Raw genomic sequence first — 19,647 nt, forward strand, 5'->3', positions numbered from 1 at the left:
CCGCTCAGGACGGTTGCCCCACCGCTGCGTCCGCACCGCTGCCCAGCAGCAGCTCGCAGGTCTTGGCCCGCTTGTAGAACAAGTGGGCGTCGTGTTCCCAGGTGTAGCCGATCCCGCCGTGCAGCTGCAGGCCGGTGGCCGCGGTGCGGAACGCCTCCGCTGCCGTGCAGGTGCGGGAAAGCGCGGCGGCCTCCGGGAGCCGGTCCGGATCGTGGTCGGCGGTCCAGGCGGCGTAGCGCAGCACGGCGCGCGCCTGCTCGCAGGCGCTGTGCATGTCCGCACAGGCGTGCTTGACGGCCTGGTATGACCCGATGGGGCGGCCGAACTGCACGCGCAGCCGGGCATAATCGACGGTCATCTCCAGCATCCGGTCCATCACGCCGACCTGCTCGGCGCTGACCGCCACCGCCGCCCGATCCCGCGCCGCGGCGAGCACAGCGGCGGGATCGGCGGTGTGCAGTGCCTGCGCCGGGGACGCGCGGAAGTCCAACCGCGCCATGCCCCGGGTCGGGTCGAGGGTGCGCAGCCGCGTGCACCCGAGATCGCTCGCGGACACCGCGAACCAGCCCGCGCCCTCCGCGGTCGCGGCGTAGACGAGCACGACGTCGGCGGCGTCACCGGACAGCACCGGAGCCGCCGAACCGGTCAGCTGCCAGCCGGACTCCTCCCGGGTGGCGCGGACCTGCTGCGCGGACGATCCCCACCGGCCCGTGTCGTCCGCGACGACCACCGCGGCCACCTGCTCGCCCGCGGTGAGCGCGGCCAGCAGCGCCGGATCCGGCTCGTCGAGCGCGAGCAGCACGTCGGTGGCGAACACGCCGGAGGCCAAGAACGGGACCGGCGCCACCGACCTGCCCAGTTCTTCCAGCAGCACGCTGCGCTCCACCTGGCCCGCCCCGGAACCGCCGTGCTCGGCGGGCACCGCCAGTCCGGTGAGCTCCTGCTCGGCGGCCAACCTGCGCCACAGCCGCCGGTCCCAGGTCTGCTCGCCGTCCACGACCTCGCGCACCCGCGCGGAGCCGGCGTGGTCGGCCAGCAGCGCGCGCACCGAGTCGCGCAGCTGCTGCTGTTCGGGATCCAGGACCAGCTGCATGCCGGTTCCTCCTCGCACTCGTGCGGTCTCGCCGTCGTCAGCTGGCCTGGGTGCCGATCCGCAGTTGCCGGAACGGGACGTCGCGGTCCACCCGGGGTTCGGCGGGCAGACCGAGGATCCGGTCGCCGATGATGGTGCGCTGCACCTGGTTGGTGCCACCCGCGATGCTGGAGGCCGGGGTGGCGTTGACCGCCACCGCCAGCGCTTCGGCATCCGCGTCGTCGGCCGCCCAGGCGGTGAGCCCGGCGCCGCGGATCAGCCCGGCGACGTGCACCGCGCGCCAGAGCAGTTCGGCACCGGCGAGCTTGGCCACGGATCCGGCCGCACCGGGTGGGTTCCCGGCGTCGGCGAGCTGGTTCATCCGGGTGTTGTACAGGGCGAGGCTGCGCTCGGCGGCGTGCAGCGCGGCCAGTTCCCGGCGCACCGCGGGATCGCGGTCCCGGCCGGTGCGGTGTGCCACCTCGGCGAGGTTGCGGTGCGCCAGCGGGTCGTAGCGCGGCCGGGCGGATCCACCGATGGAGACCCGCTCGTGGCCGAGCATGGTGACCGCGGCCGCCCACCCGGCGTTCACCTCGCCGACCACCGCATCGGTGGGCAACCGGACCTCGTCGAAGTGGACCTCGTTGAACGGTGCGCGCCCCGTCATGTCGCGCAGCGGGCGCACCTGCACGCCGGGCGCGCGCATGTCGACGACGAACATGGTGATCCCGCGGTGCTTGGGCACGTCCGGATCGGTGCGCGCCAGCAGCGCGCCGAAATCCGCGTGCTGGGCACCGGACGTCCACACCTTCTGCCCGGTGACGACCCACTCCGCCCCGTCGCGCACCGCGCGCGTCTGCAGCCCGGCCACGTCCGAACCGGCTCCCGGCTCGGAGAACAGCTGGCACCACACCTCTTCACCGCGCAGCAGCGGCGGCAGGTAGCGGGTCTTCTGCTCGGCGGTGCCCAGGTCGGCCAGCGTCGGACCGCACATGCCCATGCCGATCATGAACAGCGAGGTCGGCAGGTCGAAGGAGGCGGCCTCCTCGTCGAAGATCTGCTGCTCCGCGGCGGACAGACCCTGTCCGCCGAACTCGGCCGGCCAGGTGATCCCGACGAAACCCGCCTCGTGCAACGCCTTCTGGAAGCGCTTGGCGGTGCGCACCTGCTCCTCGTCGGATTCGGAACCGTGCGGTGGTGCGTTCGCCGCGAGCCACTCGCGGGCTCTGCTGCGAAACCGGTCGGCCGCTTGCGCCATCGGATCCTCCGTCCTCGCACCGGCCCCGGCGCCGGACACGAACGGTCAGTCCTGACTCTAAGCGATCGCGGTGGGTGTTGACGAGACCTCGCGGGCGGATCCGCCGAACCGCCCCGCCGGTTACCCTGCTGCCCGTGGACCGGACACCAGCCGACGCCCGCAGCCGCAGCGAGCGCTCCGCCGACAGCCGCGCGTTGATCCTGGACGCCGCGGTGGACTGCCTGGTCGAGCTGGGGTACTCCGGTTCGTCCACTGTGGCCATTCAGACCAAGGCGGGGGTGTCGCGCGGCCGACTGCTGCACCACTTCCCCTCGCGGGACGAACTGCTCGTCGCCGCCGCCCAGCACCTGGCCGCACACCGGCTGGCCGAGACCGAGCGGCAGGCGGCCGAGCTCCTCGCCGAGCAGCCGGAAGGGCGGCAGCGCGTGGACCGCTGCGTCGAGCTGCTCTGGGACACCTTCCGCGAACCTCCCTTCTGGGCCGCGATCGAGCTGTGGACGGCCGCGCGCACCAACCGCTCGCTGGCCCGGGCCCTGCACCCGCAGGAGCGCCGACTGCGGACCTCGATCCGCGCGGTCGCCGACCGGATCTGGGGCCCGGCGGTCTGCGCGCACCCGAACTACGAGCTGTTGCGCGAAACGCTGTTCACCAGCATGCGCGGTGCCGCCCTCCCGCACGCCTTCGACGACCGCCCGCACAGCACCGATCCGCACCTTGCGGTGTGGAAGGAACTGGCGCACCGGCTGCTTTTCGCGGAGTGACCGCCGCCACGCGCGCTTTGCTCGGACGCGGTGCGCGGTGGAGCATTGCCGCGTGCCCGAACAGCTATCACCGCTCGAAGCGCCGAAGTGGGCGCTGGACCGCTTCCTGCAGCTGACCCCGGCCGCGGACGGCTGGACCGCCGACGTCCCGCCGTCCTGGGCCCCCACCGGCGCCGCGCACGGCGGTGTCCTGTTCGCCATCGCCATCACGGCCATGCGCCGCGTCTCGCCGCACCCCGACGTGCTCACCGCCACGGCGCACTTCCTGCGCCCCACCGCACCGGGCCCCGCGCAGGTCACCGCGGAACTCGTCCGCGGCGGCGGGGCGCACGCCACCGTGCAGGCCACGATCGTGCAGGACGGCAAGGAGACGCTGCGCGTGCTGGCCGTGTTCGGCGTGCTGCCGGACGATCCGCCGCGCAGCGAACTCGTCCCGCCGACCCTGCCGCCACCGGAGGAGTGCGCCCCCGCGCTGGGCTCCGAGCTGCAGGCCGGCGCGGACGCCACCGACTACGGATCCAGCCTGGACGTGCGGGTCGATCCCACCGTGGGCTGGCTCAACGGCCGGCGAGCGGGGAACGCGGAGATCACCGGGTGGTGCCGCACCAGCGACGAGCGCCCGCACGACGACGCGTCGTTGGCGTTGTTCGCCGACGCCTTCCCGCCCCCGGTGTTCGATGTGCTGCCCGCGTTCTACGTGCCGACGCTGGAGCTGACCCTGCACGTGCGCGGGCGCGCGACGACCCCGTGGCTGCTCGGCCGGTTCACCACCCGGGCGATCAACGAGCCGTACCACGAGGAGGACGGGCTGCTCTGGGACGGCGCGGGCAACCTCGTGGCCATGTCCCGGCAGTTCGCGCTCACCCGGACCTGATCGGCGCAGTCGGCTGCTCCGGGTGGCGCAGTCGGGCGTGCGGCGGGACGACGCCGCACGTTCGGCCGGGCCTGCGGACCCGAACTCGGGCATATCCTCTCCGGATCCACCGGGATGCACCCGGTAACCAGAGACGGAAGGACCGGTCCCGATGCCGACCGACGGGCCGAACGCGCGCAAGATCCCCCGCGACACCGCCGACGTCGAATGCCCGATCAGCCGCGGCGGCTCAGGCGAGTGGCAGGTCACCGGGCACGCCGCGGCGCGGACCGTGCTGCGCAGCACGGACACGGTGCAGGCCGGGCTGGGTGTGGAGACGGTGGAGAAGATGCCGGGCCGCATCCGCCGCCCGGTGCTCTACCGCGACGGCCCGGAGCACCGGGAGCACCGCAGGCAGACCGCCCGCTACTTCACGCCCAAGCGGGTCGACGAGCACTACCGGCCGATCATGCACCGGGTCGCCGAGGCGCAGCTGGCCGAGCTCACCCGCACCGGTTCGGCCGAACTCTCCGAGATGAGCTTTCACCTCGCGATCGAGGTCGCCTCGGCGGTGATCGGGCTCACCGACAGCAAGCCGGGCATCCGCGACCGGCTGGAGCGGTTCTTCCCGGAAGAGTTCGGCACACCGGGGTTCACCAGCCTGCACGGGCTGTACTGGATCCAGCGGCAGCTGACCAACTGGCTGGGTGTCTACCTGGGCGATGTGCGGCCGGCGGTGCGCGCCCGGCGCCGCGCGCGGCAGGACGACCTGATCTCACACCTGCTGGACGAGGGCTGCTCGTCGGCCGAAATCCTGGGCGAGTGCATCACGTTCGCCGCCGCGGGCATGGTGACTACCCGGGAGTTCGTCAACCTGGCGGCCTGGCACCTGTTCACCGATGCGGACCTGTTGGCGCACTACCGAAACGCCGATGAGCCCGGCAGGCTGGCGGTGCTGCACGAGCTGCTGCGCCTGGAGCCGGTGGTCGGCCACCTGCGCAGGCGCACCACCGCGGAGATCGAGGTGCCCTCCGCCAACGGGCCGGTGACGGTGCCCGCGGGCGAGATCGTGGACATCGCGGTGGGCGATGCGAACACCGATCCGGACGCGGTCGGTGCGCGGGGGCACGAGGTCTGCCCCGGGCGCGAGCTGGCCGGATCCGCCGCCGCGCAGGGCATGTCGTTCGGCGATGGCGCGCACAAGTGCCCCGGCGCGAGCATCGCGATCCTGGAGACGGACGTGTTCCTGCGTGGCCTGTTCGCGGTGCCCGGGATCCGGATGCGGTCCGAACCGCGGGTGTCGTTCAACGATGCGATCGGCGGCTACGAGTTGCGCGGCATGGTCGTGGCCACGTCCTGACCGTTCCGCGAGGCGGAGAACGCGAACCGGCCGCCGGTCCTGCGGATCGGCGGCCGGTCACCGGTGCAGGGGCAGTCCCCCGACTACGCCCGGGTCGTCACGCGGCGAGCCCGAGAGCGTCGAGCACCGCGCCGACGGTGGACAGCACATCGGCCAGGAGGCTGTCCAGGACCTCGGCGATCGGCGCGATCTCGACCGCGTTCGCGGGCATCGCCAGCGCGATCAGCATCACCGGGACCGCCGCGGCGGCCACGGCCACGCGGCGGGCGTTGTTCCCGCCTGCGGTCATCGACTGCTCATCCGTTTCTACCTGCACGCCATCCTCCTTGTGTTCGTGCCGCGTCGATCAGCGACGCCCACAGGCTTGCGCCTTTCGTCCCCATCGACAAGCCGTTTAACGTCGACTTTTCGAACCCGAAACGACCTTCCGCAACGCGGTTCCTCGCCGCATTCCGCCGCCGCGGATCCCACCCGGGCGCACCGGGAATTCCGGTCGTCCTGCCAGCAGGGAACCGGATTCAGCAGACGCTGCGGGCACCGGCGGTTCCCGCAGCGCAAGAACGAATTCCGCACCATCTCCGGACACCCGGCGAAACCACGCCGAAACAACGGCAGAACGATTCCGCTCCGCAGGAACCCCCGCATTCGGCCGCCCCGGGATGCATTTCCGCGCCGCGGGCCTTTCCGGTCGAATGCGCGCGCTCATCCGGCGGCAGGAAGACATCCGCCCGCGCGCCCCGGGACGCGTCCGGTTCCCGCATCGGGGACGATCCGCAGCGCGGGCGGCACCGTGTGGCACATTTCGCATCCGCGGCACGCCGGGAATGCGCGGCGCGGCACGCGGTGTCGGCCCGGGTGGAACCGCTCCGGATCGGGGCGGCACAGGCAGGCGACATGTGGGAGCTATCGATGGCCAAGATCCTGTTCGCGATGACCGGTACCGACCAGTGGACGCTCGCCGACGGGACGAAGCACCCGACCGGGTTCTGGGCGGAGGAGTTCACCGCCCCGTACGAGGTGTTCCGCGAGGCGGGACACGAGATCACCGTGGCCACCCCGGGCGGCGTGGTGCCGCCGGTGGACGGCGGGAGCCTGGCCGCGGAGGCCAACGGCGGGCAGGACGCCGCCGACGCGATCCGCGCGGTGCTGGACTCGGCCGCCGAGCTGCACCGGCCGATCGCGCTGGAGGACGCCGACGTCGCCGAATACGACGCGGTGTTCTACCCGGGCGGGCACGGGCCGATGGAGGACCTGGCGGTCAGCGCCACCTCCGGCAGGCTGCTCACCGATGCGCTGGACTCGGGCAAACCGCTGGCCGTGGTCTGCCACGCGCCGGCCGCGCTGCTGGCGGCCGAACGCGCCGACGGGACCAACCCGTTCACCGGCTACCGGCTCACCGCGTTCACCAACGCCGAAGAGAGCCAGGTCGGCCTGGCCGACAAGGCGCGCTGGCTGGTGCAGGACCGGCTCGTCGAGCTCGGCGCCCGGTTCGCCGAAGGGCAGCCGTGGGAGCCCAACGTGGTGGCGGACCGCAACCTGTTCACCGGGCAGAACCCGGCGTCGTCCCGACCGCTGGCCGAAGCCGTCACCGACGCGCTGAGCTGACCGCGCAGGGCGCCCCGTGCCGGCTCGTCGACGGTGGGCACGGGGCGCCGCAACACGGCCCCGGCGCTTCCCGACCACCCGGAGTAGGGCGACTAGAGTTGGCGCACCAGCGACCTCAGCCCTACCCGACGTTCCGGAGCTGCCCGCGTGTCCACCGATTCCTTCGTCCACCTGCACGTGCACACCGAGTTCTCGATGCTGGACGGTGCCGCCAAGCACGACGCGCTGTTCGCCGAGGTCGCCCGGCTGGAACAGCCCGCGGTGGCGATGACCGACCACGGCAACATGTTCGGTGCGCACAGCTTCTACACGCACGCCACCAAGGCCGGTATCAAGCCGATTATCGGCATCGAGGCGTACGTGGCGCCGGCGAGTCGTTACCACAAGAAGCCGGTGTTCTGGGGGCAGCGGGCGACGACCGGGAAGAAGGAAGCCGACGAGTACGGCGAGACCGGTGATGTCTCGGGCGCGGGTGCCTACACGCACATGACGATGCTCGCGCAGAACTCGACCGGGCTGCGCAATCTCTTCACCCTCTCGTCGCTGGCGTCCATGCAGGGCTTCTTCCGCAAGCCGCGGATGGATCGGGAGCTGATCGCCGAGCACGCGGAGGGCATCATCGCCACGAGCGGGTGCCTGGCCGGCGAGGTGCTGACCCGGTTGCGGCTCGGTCAGAAGCAGGAAGCGATGCAGGCCGCGTCCGACTACAAGGACATCTTCGGTGCCGACCGGTTCTACATCGAGGTCATGGACCACGGCATCCAGATGGAGCGCAACATCCGCACCGACCTGCTGGACATCGCCCGGCAGCTCGGTCTGCGCACGGTGGCCACTAACGATTCACATTACGTGACCGCCGATCAGGCCGAGCAACACGACGCGCTGCTGTGCCTGCAGACCAAGTCGATGCTGGCCGACACCGACCGGTTCAAGTTCAACGGTGACGGCTACCACATCAAGTCCTCGGCGGAGATGCGCGAGTACTGGGACGCCGAGGTCCCGGACGCAGCGGACAGCACCTTGCGGATCACCGAGATGGTGGAGGGCTACGAGGAGGCGTTCGCGCCGACGAACCGGATGCCGCAGGCCAAGGTGGAGGCCGGCCGCACCGACGTCGAGGTGCTGCGCGACGAGGTCGAGGAGTTCATCCCGGCCCGGTTCCCGGACGGCAGCTTCACGCAGGACTACCGCGACCAGCTCGAATGGGAGCTCAAGGTCATCACCGAGAAGGGGTACTCCTCGTACTTCCTGGTGGTCGGCGACATGATCCGGTGGGCGAAGAACAACGGGATCCGGGTGGGTCCGGGCCGCGGCTCGGCGGCGGGCGCGCTGCTGTCCTACGTGCTGCGCATCATCGACATCGACCCGCTGAAGCACGGGCTGCTCTTCGAGCGGTTCCTCAACCCGGAGCGCGACTCCCCGCCGGACATCGACATCGACTTCGACGAGCGCAGGCGCGACGAGGTCATCGAATACGCGAAGGAGAAGTACGGCGAGGAGTACTTCGCCAAGGTCATCACCTACGGCACGATTAAGACGAAGGCAGCGTTCAAGGACGCCGCCCGGGTGCACCTCGGGCAGCCGGGTTTCCAGCTCGCCGACAAGTTCAGCAAGGCGTTGCCCGCGCCGATCGCGGCGAAGGACATCCCGCTGGCCGGGATCACCGATCCGGAGCACGAGCGCTACCCGGAGGCCGCCGAGGTCCGCGCGCTGGTCGACAACGACCCGCAGATCCGCAAGATCTTCGACACCGCCCGCGGTCTGGAAGGCCTGATCCGCAACGCCGGCGTGCACGCGTGCGCGCACATCATCAGCCGGGAACCCCTGCTGGACGTGCTGCCGCTGTGGAAGCGCGGCGACGGGGAGATCATCACCGGCTGGGACGGTCCGCAGTGCGAGGACGTCGGCCTGCTGAAGATCGACATCCTCGGGCTGATCAACATGACCACGATCGACGACGCCGTGCGCATGGTGAAGGCCAACCACGGCATCGACATCGAACCGCTGGACATCCCGCTGGACGATGCCGCCACCTACGACCTCCTCGCCCGCGGGGAGAGCCTGGGCGTGTTCCAGCTGGAAGGCGGCGGGATGCAGTCGCTGCTGAAACGGCTCCAGCCGACGGGCTTTTCGGACATCGTGGCCGCGAACGCCCTGTACCGGCCGGGTCCGATGGACGTGAACGCGCACCTGGACTTCGCCGACCGCAAGAACGGCAAGAAGCCGGTCGAGCCGATCCACCCGGAGCTGGACCAGCCGCTGGAGAACGTCCTCGGTGAGACCTACGGCCTGATCGTGTACCAGGAGCAGGTCATGGCGATCGCGCAGCGGGTCGCCGGGTACAGCCTCGGGCAAGCCGACCTGCTGCGCCGCGCGATGGGCAAGAAGAAGAAGGAAGTGCTGGACCAGGAGTTCGAGCGCTTCCACGCCGGGATGGCCGAGCGCGAGTACAGCAAGGAAGCCATCGACCAGCTCTGGGCCACGGTTCTGCCGTTCGCCGGGTACGCGTTCAACAAGTCGCACGCCGCGGCCTACGGCCTGGTCACGTACTGGACCGCGTACCTGAAGGCGCACTACCCGGCCGAGTACATGGCGGCGCTGCTGACCGCCAACGCGCACAACAAGGAAAAGACCGGCGTGTACCTGTCCGAGTGCCGCCGGATGGGCATCCGGGTGCTGCCGCCGGACATCAACGAATCCGTCGTGGAGCACACCGCGGTGGACGGCCGCATCCGGTTCGGAATGGGCGCGATCCGCAACGTCGGTACGCACGTGGTCGAGTCGATCGTCAAGACCCGGGAGCAGAAGGGCCGGTTCGCCTCGTTCACCGACTTCCTGGACAAGATCGATATCGCCGCGTGCAATAAGCGGGTGGTCGAATCCCTGGTCAAGGCCGGTGCTTTCGACTCGCTCGGCCAGACGCGCATGTCGCTGATCCAGCACCACGAGTCCGCGGTGGAAGCGGTGATCGGCCTCAAGCGGCACGAGGCGATGGGCCAGTTCGACCTGTTCGGCGGCGATGACGCCGCAGGTGCCGAGGAAAGCTCACCGCTGGCGCACCTGCAGTTCACCCCCGACGAGTGGCCGCGCAAGCAGCTGCTCGCCTACGAGCGGGAGATGCTGGGCCTGTACGTGTCGGCGCACCCGCTGGACGGGGCCGAGCGGTTGCTGCGGCCGTACCAGGACACCACCATCGCCAACCTGGTCGGCGGCGAACGGGAGCCCAGCGGCGGCAAGGCGGACGAGGTCAAGATCGCCGGGATGATCTCCGGGGTGCAGCGGCGGGTCAACAAGAACGGGCAGCCCTGGGCGATCATCACGCTGGAGGACTTCGACGCGGGTGTCGAGGTGCTGTTCTTCCCGAAGTCCTACGAGGTGTTCGCGGATTGCCTCGTCGAGGACTCGGCCCTGGCGGTCAAGGGCCGGGTGAACGAGCGCGAGGGCGAGATCAGCGTGTTCGCGTCGGAAGCCGTGCCGGTGGACATCGCCGCGGCCGAGCACGCGCCGGGCTCCGAACCCCCGCTGGTGCTGCGCGCCGCTCCCCGCTCGGTCAACCGGGACACCGTCGCCGAGCTGCGCAGCACGCTCGGTGCGCACCGCGGGGAGACGCCGGTGCACGTCCAGGTCGGGTCCACTCGGCTGGAACTCCCGGACTGGCCGGTGACGGTGTGCCCCGAGCTCGTCTCGGAACTCAAATCGGTGCGCGGCTTCGTGGTCGACCGCGCCGGCACGGCGTAAGCACGCGGAGCGCCCGCCCCCGGCAGCTCGGGAGCGGGCGCTCCGCCGTGCGGCGAAACCTCAGAGGTCCACCGCACCGGCCTTCACGTTGGCGATAAAAGAGGCCCACTGGTCTGCGGTGACGACCAGGCGGTCCTTGCGCTCCGGATCCTTGGTGTCCTGGACGCCGGCGAAGCCGGGCACGAAAGCTGTCTCGACGCAAGCGTTCTGGCCGCCGTTGCTACGGCTCGACTTGAACCAGTGTGCGCCGTCGAAGTTGGGGTTCATTTCTCGGTACCTCTCTAGCCGTTTCGGTACTCACCGTCCACCGCTTCCAGCAGCTTGAGCGACTCCTTCGGGCCGAGCGCGGCGGCTTGTACCCGGTTCCAGAGCCCACCGTAAGCCGCCACGGAGTCCTTGCCATCCAAGTATCGGGCATCGTCGTAGGACTCGATGTAGACGAACTCCAGGTCGTCGCCCCCCGGCGTAGGGATCGTGAGCAGGGTGAAGTCGAACGACATGTCACCGCCGAAGGTCTGAGCCCCGAACGGGATGACCTGGAGGTGGATGTTGTCCAGCAGAGCCATCTTCATCAGATAGGCGATCTGTTCGCGCATGACCTCGGCTTCGCCGATCTGCCTGCGCAGGCACGACTCCGAGAGGACGAACGAGGCGTTCGGCGGGCTCTCGCGAGTAAAGATCGTTTGCCGCTCTTGGCGGGCCTTCACTCGCGCATCGAGTTCGTCACCATCGGCTCGCGGCGTCGCTGCGTGCAGCGCCCGGATATACGCCTCCACCTGAAGGATCCCTGGAATGATCTCGTTCTGGATCTGACGAATGTCGTTGGCATCCGTCTCCAGGTCGACGTACTGGCGGAACCACTCGGGGAACGCTGCCCGGTAGCCGCTCCACCGACCCCGCGCGCTGCGCGTCCGGGCGAGCTCGACCATCCATTGCTTGTGCTCCTCGGTGTCGCCGTATTCGTGAAGCAACAGCAGCAGGTCGCCTTTGGTGATTCCGCTCTGCCCGAGTTCGAGACGGCTGATCTTCGTCGGCGCGCAGTCGAGGATCTTCGCTGCGTCGGTCAACTCCAGACCTGCAGCCGTACGTGCGTGCCGCAGCTCGTTGCCCAGTTGCAGACGCCGGACTGTCGGTGTCGCCATCCAAGTCCCTCCCCGGTGTGCCGGGGACTGATTATCGATCACGCCGCCTCTCCTCTGACGATCACCCTATCGAAGCATGGTCGTCAGTAGGAGTGCGGATTTAGGGTTCTGTTTACGAACGACATACAGAGCAGGACAGCTGAAATGGGAGCGAGCCGCACGTCGCATCAACTCCTGCACAGCGGGTGACCTGCCCGGACGGAAGTGACGATGGGATGCGCACGAACCGCACGATTCGCCAAGCGGCACACCGCTTTCCAGGCGATGCGCTGATGGTTGCGGCTTACCTCGTGCTGGACCCGCCCGCACGGCACGCCCCCGGCCGGTGCGGGCGGCCCCCGGCCCCGACGACCCGGACCGGCCCCGGCCAGGTCGTCGGGGCCGACGGCGGGACGCGCCGATGAGCCGAATCATCCTGGCACGCCTGCACTCCAGCACCGATCACCGGGTGCACAGCTTCGACGCGCACCAACACGGCGACGGAACCCGCACAGCGCTCTGCGGCTTCACCGCGCACCACTCGGCCCTGGAACCGCTCCCGCACATCACCGGCATGGGCTGCGAACTCTGCATCCTCGCAACACCGCTCGACGAACAGCCCACCACCGAAACGACCCCACCCGACGACGACCCGACCAGCGCGACCGTCTACGCGGTCGGGCTGCGCGGCGAACTCCGCTGGCACGACGTCCCCGAACACCCGCTGATCCACCACCACGCGGGCCGCGAAGTCGTCCTCGCCGAATGCGGCTCCATCGGCTTCCTCGTGTTCGGCATTCCACCCGAACGCTACGAACGCTGCCCCGACTGCCCGAGTCCCGGATGAACCGGACACGAGGTGGTCCTCCCCGATCAGCGCGGGGTTTCTCGTTCCTCCGCTGCCGATTCAGACCAGGAAGGAGAACAGCGGGGAGCCCGGGGAGATCTGCTCGATGTGCAGCGGGCTGTCGTCCATGCGCTTGCGGAGGCCGTCGATCTCGTCGGGGTGGTCCAGTTCGATGCCCACCAGGGCCGGACCGGTCTCCCGGTTGTTCTTCTTGACGTACTCGAACGCGATGATGTCCTGGCCCTGCTCCAGCACCTCGTCCAGGAAGTGCCGCAGCGCGCCGGGTTCCTGCGGGAACGTGACCAGGAAGTAGTGCCGCAGGCCCTCGTGCAGCAGCGAGCGCTCGACCACCTCGCCGTAGCGGCTCAGGTCGTTGTTGCCGCCGGAGACCACGCACACCACCGGGCCCTGCGGCCTGCGGCGCATCGGCATCCGCAGCGCCGCGCTGGCCAGCGCCCCGGCGGGTTCGGCGATGATCCCGTCGGTCTGGTACAGGTCGATCATCTCGCTGCACACGGCACCTTCCGGCACCGCGACGATCTCGTCGACCAGATCGCGCACCACCTCGAAGCCGTGCGCGCCGACCCGGCCCACGGCAGCGCCGTCGACGAACGTGTCCACCTGCTGCAGCGCGACCGGGGCGCCCTCGTCCAGCGCCGCGCGCATGCTGGCCGCGCCCGCCGGCTCGGCACCGATCACCCGCGTCTCCGGGAAGTGCTCCTTGATCCAGCACGCGATCCCGGCCAGCAGCCCGCCACCGCCGACCGGCACCACCACCGTGTCCAGCGCGCCGTCGTGCTGCTCGGCGATCTCCAGGCCGACCGTGCCCTGACCGGCGATGGTGCGCGGATCGTCGAACGGGTGGACGTAGACCGCGCCGGTCGAGGCCGCGTCCTGCTGGGCGGCCACGCTGGTCTCGTCGAACGAGCTGCCCACGATGTGCAGCTCGACGTGGTCCCCGCCGATCTGCGCGATGCGCTTGCGCTTCTGCCGGGGCGTGTTGGCCGGCAGGTAGACGCGACCGCGGATGCCGAGCTCGCGGCAGCTCAGCGCCAAGCCCTGCGCGTGGTTCCCCGCGCTGGCGCACACCACGCCGCTCTCCCGCTCCTCGGGAGCCAGTGCCGAGATGAGGCTGAACGCCCCGCGCACCTTGTACGACCGGCACAACTGGAGGTCCTCGCGCTTGAGCCCGACCGGGGCGCCGAGTTCACCGGACAGACGGGTGCTGCGCTCCAGCGGGGTGCGGTGCACCACCTGCCGGAGCCGGGTGGCGGCGCGGACGATCGCGGCCGGGTTGAGCTCTTCGGACACCTGGCGATCCTAATGACCGGGCCCACAGCAGCACCTGGTGGGGCGGGAGCGAACCGGCGACACGACCACCGAACACGCCTGGACCGCGCCGTGGACCGGACTAGAGTGCGCCCATGGCGGATTCACGGCGCAGCGTGCCGGGTACCGACCGGGTGCTCGGCGAACCGGACATCGCGGCCACGCTCCCGGTGCTCGGGGTCGAGCTCGTCAAGCGGGCCGTGCACACCGCGCAGCAGCGGGCGCGCGACGGTGAGATCGAGCCCTCGGCGGTGGTCGCCGCGACGCTGGCCGAACTGCCGCCCTCGGCATCCAGCGTGCGGCGGGTGCTCAACGCGACCGGTGTGCTGCTGCACACCAACCTGGGCCGGGCCCCGCTGTCCGACGCGGCCATCGGCGCGCTGCGCGAGGCGGCCGGCGCCACCGATGTGGAACTGGACCTGGACAGCGGGCGGCGCGGACCGCGCGGTGCCGCCGCAATCGCGGCGCTGCTGGACGCGGCCCCGCGGGCGGGCGCGGCGCACGTGGTCAACAACGGGGCCGCGGCGCTGTCCCTGGCCGCGACCGCGCTGGCGCAGGACAAGGAGATCGTGCTCTCCCGCGGCGAGATGGTCGAGATCGGCGACGGCTTCCGCATCCCGGAGCTGCTCACCGCGACCGGCGCGCGGCTGCGCGAAGTGGGCACCACCAACCGCGTGCAGCTGGACGACTACCGGCAGGCGCTGGGCCCGGACACCGGGTTCGTGCTCAAGATCCACCCGTCGAACTTCGTGATCAGCGGCTTCACCTCCGAAGTGCCGGTGTCGGCGCTGCGCGAGCTGGGCGCACCGGTGGTCGCCGACATCGGATCCGGCCTGCTGCACCCGCATCCGTCGCTGCCCGGCGAACCGGACGCCACCAGCGCGCTGGCCGACGGGGCGGACCTGGTCATCGCCAGCGGGGACAAGCTGCTCGGTGGTCCGCAAGCGGGCCTGCTGCTGGGTTCCGCGGACCTCGTGGACCGGTTGCGCAGGCATCCGCTGGCCCGCGCGCTGCGCGTCGACAAGCTCACCCTGGCCGCGCTGGAAGCCACGTTGCGCGGACCGCGCGGACCGGTCGAGGCGGCGCTGCGCCAGGACCGCGAAGTGCTGGTGCGCCGGGCCGAACGGCTCGCCGCCACGCTGTCCGCGGCCGGGATCCCCGCCGAGGCGCGGGAATCCGCCGCCGCGGTCGGCGGGGGCAGCGCACCCGGCCACGCGCTGCCCAGCGCCGCGGTCGCGATTCCGGAGCGCTGGGCCAAACCGCTGCGCACCGGGCAGCCGCCCGTGCTGGCACGCGTCGAGCAGGACAGCTGCCTGCTCGACCTCGCCGCGCTGCCCGCCGACGCCGACGGGGAGCTGGCCGACGCCGTGCTCCGGGCCGCCTGATGCGGGTCGTGGCCACGGCCGGGCACGTCGACCACGGGAAGTCGGCGCTGGTGCGGGCGCTGACCGGCATGGAACCCGACCGGTGGTCCGAGGAGCACCGGCGCGGCCTGACGATCGATCTCGGCTTCGCGTGGACCGAGTTGGGCGGTGTCCGGACCGCGTTCGTCGACGTGCCCGGGCACGAGCGCTTCGTGCCGAACATGCTCGCCGGAGTCGGGCCGGTGCCCGCGGTGCTGTTCGCGGTCGCCGCCGACGAGGGCTGGATGCCGCAGTCGACCGAGCACCTGGCGGCGTTGGAGGCGCTCGGCGTGCAGCGGGGGCTGCTCGTGCTCACCCGCTGCGATCTCGCCGATCCGGCCGCGGCGCTGCAGCAGGCACGCGAAGCGCTGGACGGCACCGGGCTGGCCGGTGCGGAGGCGGTCGCGGTCAGCTCGGCGACTGGGCACGGCCTGGACCGGCTGCGCACGCGGCTGGCCGGGTTGCTCGCCGAGCTGCCGCAGCCGGATGCGGACGCGGACGTGCGGCTGTGGATCGACCGCGCCTTCGGCATCCGCGGCGCGGGCCCGGTCGTCACCGGGACCCTGCGGGACGGCACGCTGCGCACCGGGCAACGGCTGGTGCTGCACGACGGGACCGACCGGCCCCCGGAGATCGCGGTGCGCGGGCTGCAGGTGCTGGGCGAGGACGCCGACGACGTGCGCGGGACGGCACGGGTGGCGGTGAACCTGCGCGGTGTCGACCTGGCGCAGCTGCACCGCGGACAGGCGCTGCTGGCCCCGCGGTGCTGGCCGAACGCGGCGGAGGCCGATGTGCGGATCGTGGGCGGCGCGACGGGCGATCTACCGCGGGAACTCGTGCTGCACGCCGGATCCGCCGCGGTGCCGGTGCGGCTGCGCCCGCTCGGTGCGGACACCGCCCGGCTGGCGCTGTCGACACCGCTGCCGCTGCGCCCGGGTGATCGCGCGCTGCTGCGCGATCCCGGCGCGCACCGGGTGCCGGGCGGCGCCGTGGTGCTGGACGTGTTCCCGCCGCGGCTGTCCCGGCGCGGCGACGCGCACCGGCGGGCGCGCGAGCTGGACGGCATGCACGGCACCACCGATATCGCCGCCGAGCTGCGCCGCCGCCGGGTGGTCTCCGCCGACCGGCTGCGCGAAATGGGCCTGCACCCGCCGCACGAGGGCACGTGGCTCATCGACCCGCAGCACCGCGCGCGGCTCGCCGAACGGTTGCGCAGCCTGCTCGACGAGCACGCGCAGCGCCACCCGTTGCAGGAAGGGATGCCGGAGGAGGCGGTCCGCCGCGCCCTGGACCTGCCGGACGCGGCGCTGGTGCGGGCGGTGGCCGAGCAGGCCGGCAAGCAGGTGCGCGCCGGTCGGATCGGCTCCCCCGGCGGACTGCCGGAACCGGTGCGCGGCGCGGTCGACGAGCTGCGCCGGCAGCTGGAGGCCGATCCGTTCCAGGCCCCCACCGCCGAACGGCTCGCCGAACTCCGGCTCGGGCAGCGGGAACTCGCCGCCGCGGAGCGTTGCGGGCTGCTGCTGCGGGTGGCGCCCGGGATCGTGCTGCTCCCGGACGCCCCGGACCGCGCGCTGGAGCGGCTGGGCCCGCTACCGGGGCCGTTCACGCTCAGCAGTGCCCGGCAGGAACTGGGCACCACCCGGCGGGTCGCGGTACCACTGCTGGAACTGCTCGCGGCGCGGGGCTGGACGCACCGGCTGCCGGACGGCACGCACGAGATCCGCGCGCCGCGCTGAACCACCCGCACCGCGGGGCCTAAGGTGGGGCGCGAAGCGGGGCAGGGAGACGTCAGGGTGCCTGGTGGCCCCCACGGCCTTCAAAGCCGATGGCGCCGAGTACCTCGGTGCGGCGGGTTCGATTCCCGTCCGTCTCCGCCACTTCCACCCGCTGCGCGGATGCCGTCCGCGCGGGTCCGGTGCTTGAATGCGGCGCATGACGGTTCGATTGACCGAGTATGCGCGCGGCGGCGGGTGCGCGTGCAAGATCCCGCCGGACGAGCTGGAGGACATCGTCGCCGGTCTGCCCGCTGCGGGCACCGACGGGAGCGCCGCGGAACTGCTCGTCGGTCCGGTCGGCGGAGACGACGCGGCGGTGGTGCGCACCGGGGCGGGCGCATTCGTCAGCACGACCGACTTCTTCACGCCGGTCGTCGACGACGCCCGGGAATGGGGCGCGATCGCGGCGGCCAACGCACTGTCCGATGTGTACGCGATGGGCGGCGAGCCGGTGGTCGCGCTGAACCTGCTGGCCTGGCCGCGGGGGGTACTGCCGTTCGAACTCGCCACCGAGGTGCTGCGCGGCGGCGCCGAGATCGCCGCGGTCGCGGGCTGCCACATCGGCGGCGGGCACAGCGTCGACGATGCGGAACCCAAGTACGGGCTGGCCGTGACCGGACTGGTCGATCCGGAGCGGATGCTGCGCAACGACACCGCGCGCCCGGGACTCCCTCTGTCGCTGACCAAACCGCTCGGCATCGGGGTGCTCAACACCCGGCACAAGCGCACCGGCGAGCGGTTCGAGCAGGCGGTGGCGGCGATGACCGCGCTCAACCGGGACGCCGCGCGCGCCGCGGTGGCCGCGGGGGCCCGCTGCGCGACCGACGTGACCGGGTTCGGCCTGCTGGGCCACCTGCATAAGATGATGCGCGCCTCGGGGACCGCGGCGGTGCTGGATCCGTCCGCGGTCCCGTACCTGGACGGGGCGCGGCAGGCCGTGCGGGAGGACCACGTCAGCGGCGGGACCCGGCGCAACCTGGACTGGGTCCGGCCGCACCTGGACGCGGGCGGGGCCGCGGAGGAGGACGTGCTGCTGCTGGCCGACGCGCAGACCTCCGGTGGCCTGCTGGTGGTCGGCGAGGTCCCCGGCGCACCGGTCATCGGGCACGTATTCGAGCGGCCCGATCCCGCAGCGCCGACGATCACCCTGCGCTGAGCCCTGGCGTGACGAGTCGCACCTGCGCAGCACACCTTCGGGGCCTTGCGCCGGTACGGCCGCCGGGCACGCCCGTGCGGGCGGGACGGGCCCCCGCGAGGATGGGTCCGTGGATCCGCAACCCGGCGCCGTCGCCACGCCGCGGCCGGAGCACCGCCGCGAGCATGCCGCCGAGCGGCAGCCGGTCCGGTCCGCCGCGGACCGAGCCCGACCCGGCATCGACGGGACGTCCGGCCGTGCAGCGGCATGACGGCCGGCGGCCGCCCACCTTCGGGATCGAGGAGGAGTTCCTGCTGCTCGATCCGGAAACGTGCGCTCCGGCCGACCGGGCGGTGGAGGTGCTGGCCGGTGCCGGCCGCGGGCGCGGCACGCTGACCCAGGAGTGCACCCGCTTCCAGGTCGAGGCGGCGACCCCGGTCTGCCGGGGCGCCGAGGACGCCGGCGCCGAGATCGCATCGGCCCGCCGCGCGCTGGGCGGCTCGGCCGAGCGGCACGGACTGCGGTTGGCGGCGACCGGTTTCGCGCCGCTGGGGGTGCCCGCACCGGTGCCGGTGAGCACGAAACCGCGCTACCAGGCGATCGCGACCCGTTTCGGCCGGCTGCTGCACGCGCACACCGCCGCCGGATGCCACGTGCACGTGGGCATGCCGGACCTGGCCACCGCGGTCGCGGTCTCCGACCAGCTGCGCCCGCACCTGCCCGCCCTGCTGGCGCTGACCGCGAATTCGCCGTTCTGCCGGGGCAGGGACACCGGGCACGCCAGCTGGCGGCACGTCGTCTGGTCCCGGCTGCCGTCGGCGGGGCCGCCACCGCGGCACGGCAGCGTGCGGTCCTACGAGCGCGCGGTGCAGGTGCTGCTCAACAGCGGCGCCGCGCTGGATACCGGGATGGTGTACTGGTGCGCCCGGCCGTCGCACCGGCTGTCGACGCTGGAGGTGCGGGTCGCCGATACCGCGGGCACTCCGCAGGAGGCGCTGCTGACCGCCCTGCTCGTGCGCGGGCTCGCCGATGGCGCGCTGGGCCGGGTAGCGACCGGCCAGCCCGCGCCCGAGCTCCCGGACCAGGTGCTGCGCGCCGCGCTGTGGCGGGCGGCCCGGGACGGGTTGCGCGGCAGCGGGCTGCACCCGGCCACCGGCGAGCTGGTCCCGGCACGCCGGCTGCTGGACGAGACGGTCGCCGCCGCGCTGCCCGCACTGGAGCACTCGGGCGACGCCTCGACCGCACTGGCCCTGCTGGAAGCGGTGCTGCGCCGCGGGACCGGCGCCGACCGGCAGCGCGCGATGTTCGCCCGGCGCGGCCGGATGGCCGATGTGTTGCACCTGCTGGCCGAACAGACCCGCGACGGTCTGCCCAGCTGACCGCTCCCGGG

16 protein-coding genes and 1 tRNA gene are annotated in these 19,647 nt (G+C 72.0%); 11 read left to right on the forward strand and 6 right to left on the reverse strand.

Annotated elements, in window-relative coordinates; all coding sequences use genetic code 11:
• Window positions 1-4: 4 nt before the first annotated feature.
• Both IQ251_RS16150 and IQ251_RS16155 read right to left on the reverse strand, forming a co-directional pair.
• Complete coding sequence (locus IQ251_RS16150; RefSeq protein WP_193929433.1) at window positions 5-1,093, reverse strand: acyl-CoA dehydrogenase family protein; 1,089 nt, start codon at window positions 1,091-1,093, stop codon at window positions 5-7.
• Between the two features lie 37 nt (window positions 1,094-1,130).
• Window positions 1,131-2,330 (reverse strand): acyl-CoA dehydrogenase family protein, encoded by a 1,200-nt coding sequence (locus IQ251_RS16155; protein WP_193929434.1) that lies wholly within the window; start codon window positions 2,328-2,330, stop codon window positions 1,131-1,133.
• 134 nt (window positions 2,331-2,464) lie between these two features.
• On the opposite strand from IQ251_RS16155, the gene IQ251_RS16160 reads away from it, so the two are divergent.
• The 3 genes from IQ251_RS16160 (at window position 2,465) to IQ251_RS16170 (ending at window position 5,304) form a co-directional block, all read left to right on the forward strand.
• Window positions 2,465-3,091, forward strand: coding sequence for a TetR/AcrR family transcriptional regulator (locus IQ251_RS16160; protein WP_193929435.1), 627 nt, complete (start codon window positions 2,465-2,467; stop codon window positions 3,089-3,091).
• Between the two features lie 52 nt (window positions 3,092-3,143).
• Window positions 3,144-3,965, forward strand: coding sequence for a thioesterase family protein (locus IQ251_RS16165; protein ID WP_193929436.1), 822 nt, complete (start codon window positions 3,144-3,146; stop codon window positions 3,963-3,965).
• Between the two features lie 151 nt (window positions 3,966-4,116).
• Window positions 4,117-5,304, forward strand: coding sequence for a cytochrome P450 (locus IQ251_RS16170; protein WP_193929437.1), 1,188 nt, complete (start codon window positions 4,117-4,119; stop codon window positions 5,302-5,304).
• Between the two features lie 97 nt (window positions 5,305-5,401).
• Here the strand turns inward: IQ251_RS16170 and IQ251_RS16175 are convergent, their stop codons facing one another.
• Window positions 5,402-5,620 carry a hypothetical protein gene (locus IQ251_RS16175; RefSeq protein WP_193929500.1) on the reverse strand — a complete coding sequence of 73 codons (219 nt, stop codon included), beginning with the start codon at window positions 5,618-5,620 and terminating at the stop codon, window positions 5,402-5,404.
• Window positions 5,621-6,213: 593 nt separating this feature from the next.
• Here IQ251_RS16175 and IQ251_RS16180 point away from each other — a divergent pair.
• Together IQ251_RS16180 and dnaE are read left to right on the forward strand one after the other, a co-directional pair.
• Entirely contained in the window at window positions 6,214-6,909 is a 696-nt protein-coding gene (locus tag IQ251_RS16180) for a type 1 glutamine amidotransferase domain-containing protein (protein WP_193929438.1), read from the forward strand.
• A gap of 147 nt (window positions 6,910-7,056) precedes the next feature.
• Complete coding sequence (gene dnaE, locus IQ251_RS16185) at window positions 7,057-10,647, forward strand: DNA polymerase III subunit alpha (protein ID WP_193929439.1); 3,591 nt, start codon at window positions 7,057-7,059, stop codon at window positions 10,645-10,647.
• Between the two features lie 60 nt (window positions 10,648-10,707).
• On the opposite strand, the gene IQ251_RS16190 is transcribed toward dnaE, so the two are convergent.
• Together IQ251_RS16190 and IQ251_RS16195 are read right to left on the reverse strand one after the other, a co-directional pair.
• Window positions 10,708-10,914, reverse strand: coding sequence for a DUF397 domain-containing protein (locus tag IQ251_RS16190; protein ID WP_193929440.1), 207 nt, complete (start codon window positions 10,912-10,914; stop codon window positions 10,708-10,710).
• Between the two features lie 14 nt (window positions 10,915-10,928).
• On the reverse strand, window positions 10,929-11,789 hold the full coding sequence (locus IQ251_RS16195; protein WP_193929441.1) for a helix-turn-helix domain-containing protein: 861 nt from the start codon (window positions 11,787-11,789) through the stop codon (window positions 10,929-10,931).
• Between the two features lie 400 nt (window positions 11,790-12,189).
• Between IQ251_RS16195 and IQ251_RS16200 the strand changes: the two genes are divergently transcribed.
• On the forward strand, window positions 12,190-12,615 hold the full coding sequence (locus IQ251_RS16200) for a hypothetical protein (RefSeq protein ID WP_193929442.1): 426 nt from the start codon (window positions 12,190-12,192) through the stop codon (window positions 12,613-12,615).
• A 60-nt stretch (window positions 12,616-12,675) separates the two neighbouring features.
• Here the strand turns inward: IQ251_RS16200 and ilvA are convergent, their stop codons facing one another.
• A complete protein-coding gene (ilvA, locus tag IQ251_RS16205) occupies window positions 12,676-13,926 on the reverse strand; it encodes a threonine ammonia-lyase IlvA (protein ID WP_193929443.1) in 1,251 nt (416 codons plus the stop codon).
• Between the two features lie 113 nt (window positions 13,927-14,039).
• Here ilvA and selA point away from each other — a divergent pair, with 113 nt between their 5' ends.
• From selA to IQ251_RS16230, 5 genes are all read left to right on the forward strand, one after another.
• Window positions 14,040-15,329, forward strand: coding sequence for an L-seryl-tRNA(Sec) selenium transferase (gene selA, locus IQ251_RS16210; protein ID WP_193929444.1), 1,290 nt, complete (start codon window positions 14,040-14,042; stop codon window positions 15,327-15,329).
• Window positions 15,329-17,083, forward strand: a complete 1,755-nt coding sequence (selB, locus tag IQ251_RS16215; RefSeq protein ID WP_193929445.1) for a selenocysteine-specific translation elongation factor — start codon at window positions 15,329-15,331, stop codon at window positions 17,081-17,083. The genes selA and selB overlap by 1 nt, the downstream gene beginning before the upstream one ends.
• Window positions 17,084-17,128: 45 nt before the next feature.
• Window positions 17,129-17,224 (forward strand) — tRNA-Sec (locus IQ251_RS16220).
• A gap of 46 nt (window positions 17,225-17,270) precedes the next feature.
• Window positions 17,271-18,278 carry a selenide, water dikinase SelD gene (gene selD, locus IQ251_RS16225; protein ID WP_370591440.1) on the forward strand — a complete coding sequence of 336 codons (1,008 nt, stop codon included), beginning with the start codon at window positions 17,271-17,273 and terminating at the stop codon, window positions 18,276-18,278.
• A gap of 236 nt (window positions 18,279-18,514) precedes the next feature.
• Entirely contained in the window at window positions 18,515-19,636 is a 1,122-nt protein-coding gene (locus IQ251_RS16230; RefSeq protein WP_370591441.1) for a carboxylate-amine ligase, read from the forward strand.
• Window positions 19,637-19,647: the final 11 nt, after the last annotated feature.

Source organism: Saccharopolyspora montiporae (assembly GCF_015209505.1).
In the GTDB taxonomy this organism is placed as follows: Bacteria; Actinomycetota; Actinomycetes; order Mycobacteriales; family Pseudonocardiaceae; genus Saccharopolyspora; species Saccharopolyspora montiporae.